Here is an 18459-nt window from a genome sequence, read left to right on the forward strand (position 1 = left end):
ACAGCACACTAACATTGTGGTTGTTCCTCAGGAATCGATCAGCGACAATCGCCATCCATCGCGTTTTCTTATGACAGAGTATGACCTTCATGACACACCTGCGTCGCGCCAGCTGGATAACATCGCTGCGGACTTTTCTTGCCCGTCTTTGGCCGCATCCGTTGCCGGTCGCCAAAAAGCAGAGAGTGATGGCCAGCATCGGTGCGGGCCTCGGCCTGATGATCACCAGCCTGACCAGCCATTGGCTGCTGGGTGAAGTCAACTTATGGTTTGTGGCACCGATGGGTGCGTCTGCAGTGTTGCTTTTCGGCTTACCCAATAGCCCGTTGGCGCAGCCCTGGTCAATTGTTGGCGGGAATCTGGTCGCAGGCGTGATAGGCGTGACAACCGCGATGTATGTGCCTTATCCCGCCGTCGCGTGCGGCATTGCGGCTTGTCTGGCGATTGCCGTGATGTTTCAGCTGCGCTGCTTGCATCCTCCTGGCGGTGCGGTGGCGCTGACAGCGATTCTGGGTGGCGGTGGCGTTCAGCAACTGGGATATCAGTTTATTCTCTCTCCCGTGCTGCTGAATTCCGTGTGTCTTGCTGTATTGGCAATCATTTTTAATAATCTTGCGGGTCGCCGCTATCCGCATCCGCTGGCTGCAAACGAACCTAAAACGAATTCAGTGGCGCTTGAAGTGCCAATCACTCGCAATGATCTGCATCAGGCACTGGAGAACGGCCAGCTTCTCGACGTTGACGAGGATGATTTGCAGCAGTTGTTACAGCGCGCTGAAGAAATTGCACGTCGTCGGCAACAGTTACCGCCACAGCCCCTGAAGCGCGTCAGTTAAATCGCAGGCGATATGAGTCTCGCCTGCTGACCGCATTAACACAGACCTCGGCTTATCTCGCCGCCGAAGCCGTGAATCCTTACACCATTATCATCCACTTCGACCACCGCAAAGGGCACTTCGCTTGGACCATCGAGCATGCCCTTCATGGTATAAAACCCTGTCTGACCAATGTATGCAGCGTTGCCGCGGTGGTCATGTCCTGAAAAGCAAAATTGTATGTTGTAACTAGATAGAAGGTCCACCAGCACACTGGCGTTCATCAGTATATGCGTGGTGTGAGGCGCCAGCGGGTAATGACCAAACACCCCCACTTTCTCACCCCGTTGCTGAGCTTCAATCAATTGCTGTTCAATCCAGTTCAGCTGCTGCTGCCCTACGGCACCGTTCCATGGCTGAGCCTGCGGCTGTCGCTGCGCCTTTAATTCCGCCAGCAGGTTCTCCGCCTGGTAGTAGTCGTCACCATTCTGCGCATTGCAGTACAAACTGACATCGTTACCGTCATAAACGATGAACCGCCACCCCGCTAAACGAAACGCGCAATAACTTTTGGGGAGTGCCGCACGATTATTCAGATGCTGAGCGAGGGTTTGCGCATCATGGTTCCCCAAAACCACCGCATGCGGATGCACTAACTGGTCATACAGTGGCAGAATGGCGGCATAGCTGGCCCAATTGCGGTCAACCAAATCCCCCAGCGTGACAACAAAATCCAGCGGCTGCTGATTCAGGGCTTCAATTGCCTGCGGTAACTTATCAAGAGCATGACGGTAGTAGAGGTTATTTTCGATATCAGCTTCGACATCGGCATACTGCGGGTCAGCAATCACACCGAAACGCAGCACGTTATCTCTCATCGCAGGACGTAAATCAGGCAAAGCATAAAGCTCGGCCACATCGCCGAGGAGTTCTCGCTGCAAGGATGTCAATGGATGCGGATGAGTCACGGAAAACACTCCTTAGCGAATACCAGCACGCATGAACGACTGAATAAACTGGCGCTGGAAAATCAGGAACAGCACCAGTAACGGCAAGGTGGTCATCAAGGTAGCGGCACCAATGAGCGCCCACTGTACGCCCTGCTCTGGCGCCGAGAACAATTGCAATCCGACGGTGAGCGGTCTCACGTTGACGGAATCGGTAATCACCAGCGGCCACAGGAAATCATTCCAGTGGAAGCTAATCGACACCAGGGCAAAAGCGATGTAGATCGGCCGGGCTAGCGGGATGTATATCTTACGTAAGATATAAAAACGGCTGGCGCCCTCGACAATAGCGGCCTCTTCCAGCACCAGCGGGATGCTTTTAAACGTCTGACGCAGCAGAAAAATGGCAAAAGCAGAGGCGAAATACGGCAATGCTATCCCCGTTAAGGTATCGCGCAGCCCAAACGCACCGATGGTTTTGTAATTGTTCAAAATCAAAACATCCGGGCTAATCATCAATTGCAGCAGGATCAGCGCGAAGATAACCCCTGAGAATTTCATTTTGAAACGCACCAGCGCATAGGCCGCCATGGTCGCTAAAATCAACTGCACCACCACAATCATCAGCACCAGCAACGTGGTATTGAGGAAGTAGCGGGCAAAAGGCGCGGCATGCCAGGCCTTGATAAAATTATCGAAGGTCAGCGGCGAGAAAAGCGAAAAACTGGCCTGATCGGATGCGGGATGGATCGCCACCCACAGTGCCACCAGAATCGGCAGCAGCCAGAGCAGCGCCGCCAGCCAGATGATGAGATTGAGGCACCAGCCACCCAACGAGTTCGTCTTATTCATTGATAATGGGCTCGCTTGTCCAGCAACGTAAATTTGATCAGCGCAATCGCCGCGAGGATCACCAACAACACCACGGTCATGGCCGCAGCAGCAGGCATATCCCAGAAACTGAATGCGGTGCGATAGATATAGAACAACAGCAGACTACTACTGTTGTTGGGGCCTCCGTTGGTCATGGCAATCACCTGATCGACAATGCGGAAGGCGTTCATCGAAGCATTGATCAACACAAATAGCGTCGTTGGCATCAACAGCGGCCATTGCACACGACGGAAAAAGTAGCCGCGTGAAGCCCCTTCAATCGCTGCCGCTTCATTGAGGCGGGGATCGATCTGCTGCAAGGCCGCCAGATAGAAGATCATAAAGAAGCCCGCTTCACGCCAGACAGAAACCGCCATCAGGCAATAGAGGGACGTGCCCGGCTCACCGAGCCAGTTCACAGCAGGCAGCGAGAACAGCGCCAGCAACTTATTCAACAGCCCCAGTTGCGGAGTGTAGAAAAACAGCCACAGATTGGCGATGGCAATCATGGGGAGCAATGATGGGATAAAAAACGCCGCGCGGACCAGCGAATTCGCTGCCAATCGTCGGTTCACGGCCAGCGCCATCATCAAAGCCAGCGTGACGGCCAGTGGAATGGTGATCAGTGCATATAACACGTTGTTCCAGAGCGATTGGATGAAAATATCGTCATCCAACAACGCCATGTAATTATCCAGCCCAACAAAGTGGACTGGATGATTATTACGGGAAGCGCTGAACAGACTCTCCCAGATCGTCGCCACCGCGGGATAATGCGTAAACAGCAGTAAAAAACTGAGTGCTGGCAAAATCAGCAGGTAACCATAAAGCTGCGTCGACCAGAATGCGGGACGACGCTGCGGCGTACTGGCAATTATCGTGCTCATCGCGCTTCCGTTACTGGTAGGACTTTAACAGGCGATCCGCTTGCTTCTGCGCACCCTCAAGCGCTTCTGCCGGGGTTTTTGCCTGGGTCACCGCCGCTTCGACAGCATGGTTCAACGCATCCTGAATCTGTACGCTGTTGTAGGTCGAGAGTTCTGGCTGGGCATACTTCAACTGCTCACGGGCGACCAGCGCCTGAGGGACCTCTTTCACGTAGTCTTTCATCACCGTGGTATCCCATGCCGCTGGAGACGTAGCCACATAGCCGGTCGCGATACTCCAGCGCGCGGCCTGCTCCGGTGACGTCACCCAACGGATAAATTCCATCGCGGCTTTTTGCTGCTCCGGTGAAGCATTTTTGAAGACATAGAGGTTACCGCCGCCCGTTGGGCTGCCACGCTGAGTCTTCTCTGGCAGCATTGCCACACCAAACGGGAATTTGGCGTTATCGCGCACGTTGGTCAGGTTACCGGTGGTGGTCACCATCATGGCGGTTTTACCGCTGATAAAGTCCTGTGGTGTGGTACCCCATGCGATAGCGCCTTTCGGTGACACTGCTTCTTTCTGTCCAAGGTCGGTCAGCCATTGCAGTGTCTCAACGTTACCTGGCGTGTTGAAATGCACAGCCGTGCCTTTACCGTTATCCAGACGGCCGCCATTGGTGGCAGACAATCCCTGGAAGTTCCAGTAGCCGTTAGGCGTTGACGGAATCTCAATCCCCCACTGGCTGACACCATTGGCATCTTTGATGGTCAGTTTTTTACTGAACTCGACCACTTGCTGCCAGTTAGCCGGCGGCGTGTCGCCATTCAGCCCCGCTTTTTCGAATGCTTGTTTATTCCAGTACATCACCACCGTAGAGCGCTGGAACGGTACGCCCCACACTTTGCCGTCAATATGACGCAGGAAGGCAGGATAAAAGCCGTCGATCCATTTTTTGCCTTCATCACCTGTTGCCAGATCGCTGGCGGCGACAATCGCGCCCGCATCAATCAGGGAATAAGCCTCAATGTCACCAATGACCGCCAGCTGCGGTGCATTGCCACCACGGAACGCCGTCAGGGCTTTGGTGACTGTTGTCGCATAATCACCGGTGTACACCGGCTGAATGCTCACTTCCGGATGCACTTTTTCGAAATCAGCCACCAGCGTGTCAACAGTGTGGCTGACTTTGCCACCGACCGCGATCGGATAGTACATCTGCAATTTAACCGGATCGGCGGCAAAAGCGGAAACCGTAGTACAGAGCAGTAAAGCAGAGGCCAGGCGTGAGTAACGAATCGCAGACATGATTATCCCTTGGGCGAAAAACAACGGTTAAACAGCGTATTTTTTCTGTGAAACAAACATCTGTTGCTCGGCAGACAAACAGCGCTTGCCGGTCGTGGTGGAGAACAGATATTGACGGGTTGCGGACCACTGCAAGCCGACCTGGCTGTCCTCGGCAAAATGCTGCATGCCGGGCACTTTCACGGTGATGGCATCGGCCAGGCCCGCGAGTTGGCACACCAGCAAGGTATCAGCACCCATGTATTCGTAGCTGATCGCCCGGGCTTTAAGCGCCGCGTGTTCAGGTGAAATCAGCTGAATATCTTCCGCTCGTAAACCGAGACTCAATGCCACCTCATCGCAATGCTCAACCACCGGCGCCTGTAAGTGGCTCAGGTAATGACGGTTCTCTTTGTTGTGCAACGGCAGGATATTCATGGGTGGCGCGCCGATAAACTGCGCGGCAAAAACCGTGGCGGGGTTGTTATAGAGATCGTTCGGTGTGCCTTGCTGCTCGATGTGCCCGTCATTCAGCAGAATAATACTGTCCGCCATGCTCATCGCTTCGGTCTGATCGTGCGTGACATACAGCATGGTGAGCCCCAGTTTCTTCTGTAAGGCACGAATCTCACGGCGCATGCTTTGACGCAGTTTGGCATCAAGGTTGGACAGGGGTTCATCCATCAAACACAGGTTGTTATTCGCGATAACCGCCCTTCCCAACGCCACACGCTGCTGTTGGCCCCCCGAGAGCTGAGATGGCAGGCGATCAAGCAACTTATCCAGTTCCATCAGCTTGCTGACGTCATCCAGTCGGCTCGCAAATGTCTGCTTGTCTTCCCCACGCGCTTTTAAGCCAAACAGCAGATTCTCTCGGACATTCAGATGTGGAAAAAGCGCATAGGATTGAAAAACCATCGAGAGTTTGCGCTGCGAGGGTGGCAAATGGGTGATATCGGCGTGTTTGAAGTGGATCTCGCCGCGATCGGCGGTTTCCAGCCCGGCAATGGTGCGCAGTAGTGTGGATTTTCCACAGCCCGATGGCCCAAGCAGCGCAACAAAGCTCCCTTCTTCGGCATCAAAGGTAATGTCATTGAGGGCAATTTTTTCCCCCCAGGCTTTAGTGATGTGATATAGCGAAAGGTGGCTCATGCATCCGCAGTCCTGAAAACAGAATGGCGGTAAGCTAGCTCAGGGAAATGAAGGATTTATGTTGCTGGGGTGACGGTTGGGTGACTGAAATAAATCTCAGATAACATGACAGTAAAGGAGTGCTAGCTGAGAATGGGCGTAATAGTATGCGCAGTAAGAAAATTGGAGGGTGATAAAAGAGCGACACCGCGTGGTGCCGCCCTGAAATAATACCCTACTGCGACATACTCAAAATCGTCCGAATATTTTGCGCTGTCGTCGCCACAATATCGATGGCACCCGTGCGCAATGCACCGAGAATGGCCATGGCTTTGGTATTTTCTGAAGCAATAGCGATCACGCAGGGGATCTTACGTAATTCTTCGATGCTGAGGCCAATCACACGGTCATTCATCACCGTATCCACGTGTTGCCCCTGGGCATTGAAGAAGTCGTAACCCGCAACATCCCCGGTGACGCCCTGATTCACGTGCGCATCAATGATCTCATGCGGCGTAAACCAGCCGAGTTTCACCATATAGCTGTTTTCATTCATATCACCGATGCCCACTATCGCCACATCGGCCTTACGTGCCCGGTCCAGCGTCTCTTTGATGGTGCCGTTTTGCATAAAGGCGTCACGGAGTGCGCGGTTCTCAACATAGGCCGGGGCATACAGGGTTTCGCTGATACCGCCAAACTTCTTAGCCAGACGACGGCTAATATGATCGGCGTTAATCGCATCACCGGGACGATGTGTTCCACCGATACCGCTGATAAACAGACAATTACGCGTCGGCACCTGACCGGGATAATCGGCAACAGCGGCGACGTTGCGCCCTTGACCCACAGCGACAATCGCGTTGTCTTTTAATGATTGCGCAAGATGGGCTGAAACTAACGCCGCCACCTGACGACGCTGCTCTTCATCGTCCGGCGAATCCAGGGCAATGAGCGCACGTTGTAGTTGGGGGAAACGGCTTTGCAGTTGTTGTTCAAGGCGCGTACTGAACACCGGATGGTAGCGCACATTAATTTCGACGATGCCCTCTTCACGCGCACGTTTGAGCAGTCGGCCAACTTTAATGCGGGATATCCCAAACTTACGCGCAATCTCCTCCTGGGTGATTTCGTCCTGATAATAGGCCACCGCAATTTCTGTCAGCAGCTCGGAGTCCTGAGAAAGCGTGTTTTTTTCCATCCGTTACCTGTCTTGTATCGTGACACCTGATTTAAGGAAGGAGTTATATCATTGATACGACTCGCTTCGCCAGACAGCAGCAAGGCGAGTCGCAGGTTGCATCACGCTTAACGCTTAATGGCGTCGATTTTCAGCATGCGGGCAATGACGATATCCAGCTCTTTCTGATCGAAGATCTGTTTCCAGTCTGGCTTAACAATCTTCTCGCGACCGTATTCCATGGCGATCATGCAGGCATCAGAGAACGGGTTGGTGGCGCGGAAGGCCACGGCCAGTGCGATCTGAATATGGCCATACAGCATCGCTTTGGCGGCTTCTTCCGGCACGCCGCTGTGCTTGACGGTCTCATCCAGCGCTTCTTTCATAAAAGCACCCACCATGCAGGCTACGGTTTCCACCAGCGTTGGCTCCAGATAGGCCAGCTGCGTCACCGTGACCCAATGCACTTCCTCTACCGGACCGTACATCACGCTGATGACTTTGCTCAGTTCGGCTTTCTGCGCATCTGAGCCGGTTTCATACGAAGCCGCGACGTGCTGTACAGCCGCGATGCCACCGAAGGCATCCGCGTGCTCTTCTTTGGTGTAGCGCTCCAGGAACACTGACGGATGGCAAGGGTGCGCCACCGCATATTCGATGCCGTCACGATGCGCGATCAGGTTTGCGTAAGCCGCAGCCGGGTCCAGCGTCAGCAGGATCGCACCGGCCTTCATCTGCGGCACCACACCCTCAGACACTTTGCCCAGAACGATATCCGGTACGGCCAGAATCACTACGTCACTGACCGGCACAACGGAAGCAGCATCAGACAACTCACGGCCTTGCGCCGTCACTTGTTCCTGCGCCTTCGGTGAGTTCTCAACGTAAAACACCTGGTAATCGCTTTTCTGGAAGTTGGCAGAAATGCGCATACCCATTTTGCCGCCTGCGCCAATTACGGTGATGGTTTTCAATGCATTGCTCATTTGTATAACTCCTGATCTTGTTTACTACGTAAGAATTCAACGGTGCGGCGCGTCCATTCGGCTTCGCGCTCGCAGGTCAGCACGGCATCGTCCTGCCACGGCAACCAGTGTTCAACGATTTGATTAATCTCTCTTTCTGCCGGGCGCACACTGGCGATCATCCGGTCATAGTCCAGCAGGCCCTCGCCCATCAGGCAGCCGGCAAAGGTAAAGCCGACCCAGCCATCACGACGCGTAAAGGCAAAATCTTTGATGTGCAGGTTACCGACGCGCGCAGCCGTATTGGCGATCACCTGTTCAGGCAATTCCAGCCCTGCTACGCAGTTAGCGGGATCGAGACACACACATAACCACGGCGAGAGGAACTTATTGATCACCGACATCATCGCGCCGCTGTTGACCTGCTCATACGTCTCCAGACACAGACGTACCTGCTGGCGAGCGAAATCAGGCAGCACCGCAGCAATCAATTCTGCGGCTTCATCCAGGGAAGGACGGTGATCGGCGGTGTAGAACATTGAACGCACGACATGGGCATCGAGAATATTCGCCATATGCAGATAGCGGCGCAGGTGCGCAGTGCCTAAGCCACGTGTGCCTAGCTCCAGCGTAATTCCCAGCTTGTCGGCCAGTTGGCGAAGGTCCTGCAACTGCTCATCTGACCAACTTTCAATCGCCGGATAATCACAAATCTGTAACACCGAGATATCCAGTTCGGCGGTCTGCTGCAGCATCTGCTCCAGCGACAGCGGGTTGGGCACTTTGCTGGACATGCGCCAGAAAAAGGCATAAGTACTGAGTCCGATACGGCTCATTAACGGATCTCCTTCGCCAGCACGCTGGCCTCTTCAATGATTTGCGCCAGTGCATTCGGGTCGTGGGCAAAACGGCCCAGGAACAGACCATGAACGTCAGTCCCCAGACGCTGAATCAGCCCCGGCCCGGCGCTGCCACCATAAATAATTTTCAAGGTGATACCCTCCGGCGTTTTCAGCTGTTGCAGGCCTGAACAGACCGCGCGGATATAGCTATCCGGTGCAGGTTGTGGCGCACCAATCGCCCACTGCGGCTCATAGGCAAAAAACACCTCGCCCTTTAGACCTTGTTGCACTGCATCAGCCAATGCCTCCGCCAGTTGCTGTTCGCACAGTGCGATAGCCTGATCCGGCCCGGCCTGCTGCTCTTCGCCGATACACAGCACCGGTGTTAATCCGTGTCGCAGCGACATCGCCACTTTGGCAGCAATCTGCGCTTTGTCTTCATGGAAGTGGCGACGACGCTCAGCGTGACCGATTTCGGCCAGTGAGCAACCAAGTTCCTGCAACATGCTGGCGCTGACCTCACCGGTCCAGGCGCCGTTCTCAGCCTGACACACATCCTGGCCGCCAAAGCGCACCGGTGTTTTTGCGAAAATGTCAGCCACAGCGGGAATAGCCGGATAAGCGGGCAGTACAAACAACCCGACATCACCGTTTTTCACCGCCGGCAACTGTGCCATTCCGGCGACTTTGCGGCACCAGTCCAGTGTCTGCTGGTAACCGAAATACATTTTCAGGCTGACGCCGAGCCAGATTTTGGGCTGAGACATCATTACGCTCCTTGATGAGAGGCTTTGTGTTCTTTTAGCAGATCGCCAACGGTATTGACGATCATCGCCAGTGAAATCGCACCCGCATCTGGCGTACCGACACTTTTCTCGGCTAGCGGACGCGCACGACCCATTTTCGGCACCAGCTGAGCGGTGTCTTGTGCGGCCTTATCGGCCACCTGCGCCGCCGCCAACCAGGCATCGGTCAGTGAAGCACCCTCTGCGACTGCAGCGTTAAGGCTGTCGCTAAACGGCACCAACACATCGACCATGGTTTTGTCGCCTACCTTCGCTTTGCCAAAGTGCATAATGCCCTCTTTGGCTTCACGTACACCGGTTGCGACGCGTTGCGCATTCGGTGACTGCTGATCGCCAATGGCCGTCCCCAGCGCCGTGAGTGCGACGCCCCACAATGCACCCGATGTGCCCCCGGCTTTATCTGCCCAGGCATCCGCAGCACGGCACAACAGGCTGCCTGCACCTGCGCCGCGCGTCGCCACTTCACGCGCTTTCTCTACCGCGCCCAGCACGCCACGTTCCATACCGATACCATGGTCACCGTCACCGGCCACGGCATCAATATCGCCTAATTTTTCCGCGTTACGCTGTAACAAATCGGCCACTGATTCCAGAATATGTAACACGCGCTGTGCGCTCTGCTGTGACTCAGCAGAAGCCTGCGGCAGTGCTTCTTCCGTGCTCTCTTCACGCTCTTCGGCACTCAACGGTTCCGCGATCAACACGCTACCTTTGCGATAGGCGGGTGCGTTTGCTGGGGCACACCACAGCGTCTCCAGCTCATCATCCAACCACATCAGCGTCAGCGATGCGCCCGCCATATTAAAGCTGGTGACAAATTCGCCGACATCCGGCTGAACCACCTGCAATCCTGCGGCGGCCAGCAGTTGTGCCACGCGGCGATACACCACAAACAACTCTTCATACTTTACGGAACCCAAACCATTGAGGATCACCGCAACGCGCTGCCCCTCAATCTGCCTGACGTCGGCAGGCACTTCGCTCAGCAGACGTTCAACAAACAGCTCGGCCAGTTCGTCGGCACTGGGCACATCGGTTTCACTGATGCCCGGCTCACCGTGGATGCCGAGTCCCAGGGCCATGCGCCCTTTTTCAACTTCAAACAGTGGATGGGTGGCCCCCGGCAAGGTACATCCGCCAAATGCCACACCGAAAGTTCGCGTACGATCGTTAGCATGCTGTGACTTCTTAAGCACGGTGGCTAAATCATCGCCCGCTTCCGCCGCTGCACACGCCGCTTTAAACACACATAAATCACCCGCCACACCACGGCGCTTTGCCCGTTCGTCTTTACTGGCGCTGGAGATATCATCCGTCACCGCCAGAATTTCACAGGCAATGCCCTCGGCGCGCAGGCGTTCGCAAGCCTGGCCAAAGTGCAGTACATCGCCCGCATAGTTTCCGAACATCAGCAACACGCCCGCGCCGTTATGCGCCGCTCTGGCCACGTTGTAGATCTGCTGAGCAGACGGCGAAGCAAACAGGTTCCCCATAGCTGCGCCGTGTGCCAGACCTTGTCCAACCAACCCGGCGAAGGCCGGATAATGACCGGAACCGCCGCCCACAATCACCGCAACCGTATTAGGCTGGCTGCGCGTGCTGCGCACCACACCACCGGTGACCTGACGAACTTTATCGGCGTTGGCGGCGACAAAGCCTTCAATGAGTTCAGCAGCAAAGGCTGAAGGTTGGTTAAACAGGTACGTCATTTTAGTGCTCCTGTGCGATAGAGGTCGGCTGAGACTGCGGGCGCTGGCGATTCAATAACAGCATAAGGACGGCTGACAGCAGCATGAAGCCACCGACCACGAACATCGGTAACACATAGCTGTTGGTGGCGTCATGCAGTGCGCCAGTGATGTAGCCCGCGGAGAAGCCCGCCACGTTTCCTAAGGTGTTGATAAGTGCGATAGCCGCTGCGGCTGACGCGCCAGTCAGGAACTGCGTTGGCAGCGTCCAGAAGTTAGGCAAGGCAGCAAAGATGGAGCTGGCCGTAATCGCGATCACCATGATGGTGGTGAACGGTGAATCCATATACAGCGCCAGTGGCACGCTGATACCACCGGCCAGCGCTGGAATCGCGATGTGCCAGGTTTTGCAACCACGACGGGTGGCATCTTTTGACCAGAAGTACATCACCACGGCAGCAATCAGGTATGGCACGCCGGTAATCAAGCCCTTCTGCATCACGTTAAAGGTGGTTCCGAACTGCTGCTGGAAGCCGCCGATAATGGTTGGCAGGAAGAAGGCCAGCGCATACAAACCATAGATAAAGCCGAAGTAGATCAGGCACAGCGTCCACACACGACCGTTGCCCATCACTGAACGCAGGCTGTGTTTCTTATGGCCCTGCTTCTGCTGATGCTCCGCTTCCAGCTCGTTGGTCAGCCAGGTCTTCTCATCTGCGGTTAACCACTTCGCCTGACGCGGTGAATCCACCAGCCAGAACAGCGCCACGATACCGATCAGAATCGCCGGGATGGAAACACCCAGGAACATCACGCGCCAGCCATCCAGACCAAACAGACCGTGTTGCTCAATCAAGCCTGCCGCCAGGGGCGCACCGAATACCACGGTCAGCGGCTGTGCCAGATAGAACAAGGACAGGATTTTGCTGCGATGACGTCCCGGTACCCACATGCTCAGATAAAGAATCGCGCCCGGGAAGAAGCCCGCTTCAGCAATACCCAGCAGCAGGCGCAGCGTATACAGGCCTTCGACACTGCTCACCCAGGTGAACAGCAGCGAGACAATACCCCAGCTGATCATGATGCGTGCCAGCCAGCGACGTGCGCCGAACTTATGCAACGCCAGGTTGCTCGGCACTTCCAGCAGGATATAACCGATAAAGAAGATGCCGGATGCCAGACCAAACTGCACACCTGTCAGACCGAGGTCCTGAGTCATGCCATTGGGGCCAGCAAAAGAAATTGCGGTGCGGTCAAGGAAGTTAATAAAGAACATCAGTGCTACGAAAGGCACCAGACGCCAGGAGATTTTGCTGATAGCGGATTTCTCAATCGCCGTCATGTTTTGCTGACTCATAACGCACCTCCGTGACGTGCGTGGTTAAAACGGTTGTTTGGTGTTGACCAGACGCCAAAAGAGCGCTGGCTGCAGGTGTACTGAGAGGTACGGTGTAAATGACACATGTTCGAGTCCTCAAGGGGTCTTCTTGTACATTGGTATCGTTATGCGAACAAATGAACACTACACGTATAAATGCTCATCTCTCAACTGCAATGATTGAAAATGTGAGCCTGCTCATGAGATTTGATTTTGGCCCTGAATCGGAAAAATACGCAGAAATGCGGCGCAATCCGCGTGGCATCAGCCCCTGCTACGGGGTTCATCACCCAAACAGCACGCAAAACATATGAACAACCATTGAACATATGATTGTATTTGTGGCAGGCTGTCAGTGAACATCTTCTCGCCTGCATAACAAACGTTCAGGCGTCAGAACAAAACCCCGCTGGAGAATGACGATGAAAACAATCGCAATCGGCGCCGATGATGCGGCTATCGAATTGAAAAACATCATTAAAAAACTGCTTGAAGAGAAAGATTATCAGGTGACGGATTACACCAATGACGCGCAAAACGACCGTCCAATGTATCCGGATGTGGCTTTTGCACTGGCGACGGCTATCCAGAAGAATGAATTTGAACGCGGAATTCTGCTATGTGGTACCGGTATCGGCGTAGCAATCGTGGCAAATAAAGTGGAAGGCGTACGTGCGGCACAGTGTCATGACACTTTCTCCGCTGAACGCGCGCGTAAAAGCAACAATGCCCAGATTATGACCATGGGTGCACGCGTTATCGGACCTGAACTGGCGAAAAATATCGTCAATGCCTGGCTGGCCTCCGAGTTTGAAGGTGGCGGCTCCACCGCCAAAGTCGAGAAGATCGGTTACTACGAACAAGTTTCACATACTAAATAATCACCGACTTCTTACCTCTGGAGAACCTTATGTCAACACGCCGGGAAAGAGCCAACGCCATCCGTGCTTTAAGCATGGATGGCGTACAACAAGCCAAGTCAGGTCATCCGGGTGCCCCGATGGGCATGGCGGACATCGCCGAAGTTTTGTGGCTCGATTTTTTACAGCACAATCCAAACAATCCTAAGTGGGCTAACCGTGACCGCTTCGTCCTGTCGAATGGCCACGGCTCGATGCTGATCTACAGCCTGCTGCATTTGAGCGGCTACGACCTGCCACTCAGCGAACTGAAGAATTTCCGCCAGCTGCATTCAAAAACCCCGGGTCATCCGGAATACGGTTATACGCCGGGCGTGGAAACCACCACCGGGCCGCTGGGTCAGGGGATTGCAAATGCGGTGGGCTTCGCGATTGCCGAGCGCACGCTGGCCGCGCAGTTTAACCGACCTGGTCACGACATCGTCGATCACCACACTTATGTGTTTATGGGCGACGGCTGCATGATGGAAGGGATCTCGCACGAAGTCTGCTCGATCGCCGGGACTCTGAAGCTGGGGAAACTGGTTGCCTTCTATGACGACAACGGCATTTCCATCGATGGGCATGTGGATGGCTGGTTCACGGATGACACCGCAGCACGCTTCGAAGCCTACGGCTGGCACGTGGTGCGCGGCGTAGATGGTCATGACGGCGAAGCCATCAAGAAAGCGGTTGAAGAAGCCAAAGCGGTTACAGACAAACCTTCCCTGCTGATGTGCAAAACCGTGATTGGTTTTGGCTCACCGAATAAAGCCGGTACCCATGATGTCCATGGCGCACCGTTAGGCGATGACGAAATTGCCCAGACCCGCCAACATCTGGGCTGGCACCACGCGCCGTTCGAAGTCCCTACAGAAATCTATGCCCAGTGGGATGCGAAAGAAGCCGGTCAGGCGAAAGAGTCGGCGTGGGAGGCTAAAGTCGCGGCCTATGCCGAGGCTCACCCGGAGCTGGCGGCGGAATTTAACCGTCGTATTAATGATGCATTACCCGATAACTGGGAAGCCGAGTCGCAACAATTTATCCAGCATTTACAGGCTAATCCAGCGAAAATCGCCAGCCGTAAAGCGTCTCAGAATGCGATTGAAGCCTGCGGCAAGATTCTGCCGGAGTATCTGGGGGGATCGGCGGATCTCGCGCCCAGCAACCTGACCATGTGGTCGGGTTCTAAACCCATCAATGAAGATCCTGCAGGTAACTACATTCATTACGGCGTACGCGAATTCGGTATGACCGCCATCGCCAACGGTATCGCGCTGCACGGTGGTTTCCTGCCCTACACCGCAACTTTCCTGATGTTCGTGGAGTATGCACGTAACGCGGCACGTATGGCGGCGTTGATGAAGGTGCGTCAGATCATGGTCTACACCCATGACTCAATCGGCCTGGGCGAAGATGGACCAACGCACCAGCCAGTAGAACAGATGGCCAGCCTGCGCGTGACGCCCAATATGAGTCTGTGGCGTCCGTGTGACCAGGTTGAGTCTGCCGTGGCCTGGAAATACGCTATCGAGCGAGTCAACGGCCCTACCGCGCTGATCTTCTCGCGTCAGAATCTGGCACAGCAGGATCGCTGCGCGGAGCAACTGGCCAACGTAGTGCGCGGTGGTTATGTACTGAAAGACAGTGAAGGTACGCCAGAGCTGATCCTGATCGCCACCGGTTCAGAAGTGGAACTGGCCGTTGCCGCCTACGAACAGCTGACCCAGGAAGGCCGCAAAGTACGTGTGGTGTCGATGCCCTCTACCGATGCTTTCGACAAGCAGGATGCAGCCTACCGTGAATCAGTATTGCCAAAAGCGGTGGCGGCGCGTGTGGCCATCGAAGCGGGTATCGCAGATTACTGGTTCAAATACACTGGCCTGCACGGCGCGATTGTCGGCATGACCACTTTCGGCGAGTCTGCTCCAGCAGAGCTGCTGTTTAAAGAGTTTGGTTTCACTGTTGAGAACGTGGTTAAAACGGCAAAATCGATTCTGTAACCCGTAGTGTAGTCGCCAACCCTGGCGTTATGTTGGGTTGAATGTACCTCCAGGCGGCAGCAATGCCGCCTTTACATTGAGATACCAGCACAGCATCAATAACTGACCGGCGTAACGCGATATATTGCGTCCCAACACGAACAGGATGCGCAGCTGACACTCTACGACACGCCCCCCGCTTATCATTGCATCCGATTACGCGTATTCTGTCCTCCGCTTGCCACTTTCTCAAGGAACTGGAGGAAACATGTCCACCCTACGTTTGCTGATCTCTGACTCACACGATCCCTGGTTTAATCTCGCGGTGGAAGAGTGCATCTTCCGCCAGATGCCCACGACCCAGCGCGTGTTGTTTTTATGGCAAAACGCCGAAACGGTGGTCATTGGCCGCGCACAAAATCCGTGGAAAGAGTGCAATACGCGCAGGATGGCAGAAGATGGCATCAAACTGGCGCGACGTAGCAGCGGCGGCGGTGCGGTGTTCCATGATCTGGGCAACGCTTGTTTTACCTTTATGGCCGGTAAACCTGAATACGATAAAACCGTCTCGACGGCGATTATTTTGCAGGCGCTTGCGAAGCTCGGTATGCGCGCCGAAGCCTCCGGTCGCAATGACATCGTGGTCAATGTGAATGGCGATATGCGCAAGATCTCCGGTTCCGCCTATCGTGAAACGCCCGATCGCGGTTTTCACCACGGCACTTTCCTAATGAGCGCCGATCTTTCACGTCTTGCTGATTATCTTAACCCGGACATCAAAAAGCTTCAGGCTAAAGGGATCTCGTCGGTGCGTTCACGCGTCGCTAATATTGCGGATTTTATCCCGGAGATCAGTTTTGCTGATATTCGTCGTGAAGTGATTGCCGCCTACTTCGCGCATTACCACGAAACCTGCGAGCCCGAGTATATTTCACCTGAAGCGCTGCCAGACCTTCCCGGCTTTAAGGAGCAGTTTGCCCGACAGAGCAGCTGGGAGTGGAATTTTGGTCAGGCACCGGATTTTTCGCATCTGCTGCAGGAACGCTTTGTCTGGGGTGGCGTTGAGATTCACTTTGATGTTGAGCGCGGCACGATTAGCCGCAGCCAGATTTTCACCGATAGCCTTAATCCCGCACCGTTAGAAGCGCTGGCGATGAGGCTACAAGGTGTGGCGTATCGCCCGGAATCCCTGCAGGCTGCCATGCAAGAACTGATTGCGGCGTTTCCGGAGCAACAGAAGGAACTCAACGAATTAGCCAGCTGGCTGGTGAACAGCATCAGATAAGATGGCGTTGCACCAGCGCCTCAATCAGTCCCTGCAGTTCCTTTACGCCATCCAGTTGCCGAATATCGCTACACACCACGGCATTTGAGATGGCGTCTGCCGCGCCCAGTAAGCCCCACAAGCTGGACTGCGGCAGCTTCGCCTCAGCAAACCACAGACGAAACTTCGCCATGAAATCGAGTTGGTATTTGCGCTTCACTTCGGCCAATTCGGGCGTGCTGTTAAGCGCTGACAGCACATCGGGGATCTCGCGCCCCTGAGTGAGTACACAGTTCACATAACAAGCCGCCACCGTGCTGGCACGTTCCGTCAGTTCGCTCCCCGCCTTGGCCATCGCCGCATCAATCACAGCGTTTTGCCGCACATCAAAGTCCTCATACAGCGCAGCGAGCAAACCGTGGCGGGTACCAAAATGCTCATACACCACGGGCTTACTGACACCCGCTTCGACCGCCACCCGTCCTAAGGTCAGCGCATCACTGCCGTGCGAACGCACCAGGTTCCACGCCGTGCTGATGAGCTGCTCGCGGCGTTCGTCAAAGGTCATACGCTGGCGCGTTGGTGAGTTCATGCAGGTTCCTTCAAAGTGAAAAGTCGCTGTCCCAACTGCCGGGCGAGCGCGTAATGCGCATCAGGATAACCCTCATCGGACGGCAACAACAGTTCGCTGGTGATCACGGGCGCGCCGCAATAGCCGAAGATCCCTTCATCGATCTGATTGCGCATACTGCTGAAATAACCGCGTCGCAAATACGTGCGCGTATTCGCCGCCCCCAGCGCCAGCAGATGCACCTGAAGATGCCCCAACTTCTTTATCACCTTTTCACCGGTATCGTCATACGCCCAGCCCTGGGTAAATACGCGGTCAATCCATCCTTTCAATTGTGCCGGAAACGACCACCAGTAAATCGGATACACCAATACCAGCGCATCTGCACGGTTCAGACGTTGCTGTTCAGCCAACACATCCGCAGGTGAAACAGTGCCTGATTTGAACTGATCGAAATCCGCCTGGTTGAAGCGCGGGTCGAATTGCTCAGCGGCTAAATCGGCGATTTCAACACTGTGCAAACCACTCGCCGTGATGCCTGCTGCAAGGTGTGTGACCACAGCGTGCGTATGTGAATGGCTGTCAGGATGGGCCGTAACGATAAGCGTATGCATGGGAATAATCTCCGACATTGATTGACCTACCATTGGTAACTTACCAAAAGTAGGTTGTCAATGCCTTGTTTGTCATGCGACTTGAAGGTGGGATGCCCAATGGTTGAGCCAAGGGGTGATGACAAAGTTTGGGGTTGGCTGGAAGACCTGGTTGCGCAGGAGATGATGATTCCTGGGTGGGTTTGGCGATGTGGCTGATTTGGGGAGTTTGGTGAGTTTGGCGAGTTTGGAAGGCACCGCGTCAGCGGCGCGAGGACGGCCCGGCAGCAGCAGAGGTGCTACGGCCCGCACCCCCGCGCACAAAAAAGGCTGCCATTGATCAATAAATGGCAGCCCTTACACCAGGCAAA

The 18459-nt window shown here is 54.8% G+C and carries 17 protein-coding genes; 4 read left to right on the forward strand and 13 right to left on the reverse strand.

The genetic code is table 11. The features are described from left to right. Nucleotides 1–89: 89 nt before the first annotated feature. On the forward strand, nt 90–836 hold the full coding sequence (locus tag LH22_RS12605; RefSeq protein ID WP_038647022.1) for an HPP family protein: 747 nt from the start codon (nt 90–92) through the stop codon (nt 834–836). 35 nt (nt 837–871) lie between these two features. Here LH22_RS12605 and LH22_RS12610 read toward each other — a convergent pair whose 3' ends face one another. The 11 genes from LH22_RS12610 to LH22_RS12660 all read right to left on the reverse strand — a co-directional run bounded on the left by LH22_RS12610 (nt 872) and on the right by LH22_RS12660 (nt 12758). Continuing rightward, nucleotides 872–1783 carry a metallophosphoesterase gene (locus LH22_RS12610; protein WP_156102799.1) on the reverse strand — a complete coding sequence of 304 codons (912 nt, stop codon included), beginning with the start codon at nt 1781–1783 and terminating at the stop codon, nt 872–874. A 12-nt stretch (nt 1784–1795) separates the two neighbouring features. After that, nucleotides 1796–2614, reverse strand: coding sequence for a carbohydrate ABC transporter permease (locus LH22_RS12615; protein ID WP_038647026.1), 819 nt, complete (start codon nt 2612–2614; stop codon nt 1796–1798). After that, nucleotides 2611–3522, reverse strand: a complete 912-nt coding sequence (locus LH22_RS12620; protein WP_038647028.1) for a carbohydrate ABC transporter permease — start codon at nt 3520–3522, stop codon at nt 2611–2613. The genes LH22_RS12615 and LH22_RS12620 overlap by 4 nt, the downstream gene beginning before the upstream one ends. Nucleotides 3523–3532: 10 nt before the next feature. Next, complete coding sequence (locus LH22_RS12625; RefSeq protein WP_038647030.1) at nt 3533–4810, reverse strand: ABC transporter substrate-binding protein; 1278 nt, start codon at nt 4808–4810, stop codon at nt 3533–3535. 27 nt (nt 4811–4837) lie between these two features. Then, the gene (locus LH22_RS12630; protein WP_038647031.1) at nt 4838–5941 is read right to left on the reverse strand and encodes an ABC transporter ATP-binding protein; all 1104 of its coding nucleotides are present in this window, start codon (nt 5939–5941) and stop codon (nt 4838–4840) included. A gap of 214 nt (nt 5942–6155) precedes the next feature. Then, nucleotides 6156–7121 (reverse strand): sugar-binding transcriptional regulator, encoded by a 966-nt coding sequence (locus LH22_RS12635; RefSeq protein WP_038647033.1) that lies wholly within the window; start codon nt 7119–7121, stop codon nt 6156–6158. A gap of 107 nt (nt 7122–7228) precedes the next feature. Continuing rightward, the gene (locus LH22_RS12640) at nt 7229–8086 is read right to left on the reverse strand and encodes a phosphogluconate dehydrogenase C-terminal domain-containing protein (RefSeq protein ID WP_034823572.1); all 858 of its coding nucleotides are present in this window, start codon (nt 8084–8086) and stop codon (nt 7229–7231) included. Then, entirely contained in the window at nt 8083–8901 is an 819-nt protein-coding gene (locus LH22_RS12645; protein WP_038647035.1) for a sugar phosphate isomerase/epimerase family protein, read from the reverse strand. Before LH22_RS12645 ends, LH22_RS12640 begins: the two co-directional genes overlap by 4 nt. After that, nucleotides 8901–9674 carry a triose-phosphate isomerase family protein gene (locus LH22_RS12650; RefSeq protein WP_038647037.1) on the reverse strand — a complete coding sequence of 258 codons (774 nt, stop codon included), beginning with the start codon at nt 9672–9674 and terminating at the stop codon, nt 8901–8903. The genes LH22_RS12645 and LH22_RS12650 overlap by 1 nt, the downstream gene beginning before the upstream one ends. 2 nt (nt 9675–9676) lie before the next feature. Further along, complete coding sequence (locus tag LH22_RS12655; RefSeq protein ID WP_038647039.1) at nt 9677–11422, reverse strand: dihydroxyacetone kinase family protein; 1746 nt, start codon at nt 11420–11422, stop codon at nt 9677–9679. Between the two features lies 1 nt (nt 11423). Then, entirely contained in the window at nt 11424–12758 is a 1335-nt protein-coding gene (locus LH22_RS12660) for an MFS transporter (RefSeq protein WP_038647041.1), read from the reverse strand. A 443-nt stretch (nt 12759–13201) separates the two neighbouring features. Here LH22_RS12660 and LH22_RS12665 point away from each other — a divergent pair, with 443 nt between their 5' ends. The 3 genes from LH22_RS12665 to LH22_RS12675 all read left to right on the forward strand — a co-directional run bounded on the left by LH22_RS12665 (nt 13202) and on the right by LH22_RS12675 (nt 16945). Next, entirely contained in the window at nt 13202–13660 is a 459-nt protein-coding gene (locus tag LH22_RS12665; RefSeq protein ID WP_038647043.1) for an RpiB/LacA/LacB family sugar-phosphate isomerase, read from the forward strand. Nucleotides 13661–13689: 29 nt separating this feature from the next. Continuing rightward, entirely contained in the window at nt 13690–15681 is a 1992-nt protein-coding gene (gene tkt / locus LH22_RS12670; RefSeq protein ID WP_038647044.1) for a transketolase, read from the forward strand. Between the two features lie 247 nt (nt 15682–15928). Continuing rightward, complete coding sequence (locus tag LH22_RS12675) at nt 15929–16945, forward strand: lipoate--protein ligase A (protein ID WP_038647045.1); 1017 nt, start codon at nt 15929–15931, stop codon at nt 16943–16945. Here LH22_RS12675 and LH22_RS12680 read toward each other — a convergent pair. Beyond that, complete coding sequence (locus LH22_RS12680) at nt 16938–17516, reverse strand: TetR/AcrR family transcriptional regulator (protein ID WP_038647046.1); 579 nt, start codon at nt 17514–17516, stop codon at nt 16938–16940. The two genes, LH22_RS12675 and LH22_RS12680, sit on opposite strands and share 8 nt — an antisense overlap. Beyond that, entirely contained in the window at nt 17513–18109 is a 597-nt protein-coding gene (locus LH22_RS12685; protein WP_038650123.1) for an NAD(P)H-dependent oxidoreductase, read from the reverse strand. Before LH22_RS12685 ends, LH22_RS12680 begins: the two co-directional genes overlap by 4 nt. Nucleotides 18110–18459 lie beyond the last annotated feature (350 nt).

The sequence above is a fragment of the Pantoea rwandensis genome, from assembly GCF_000759475.1.
In the GTDB taxonomy this organism is placed as follows: Bacteria; Pseudomonadota; Gammaproteobacteria; order Enterobacterales; family Enterobacteriaceae; genus Pantoea; species Pantoea rwandensis_B.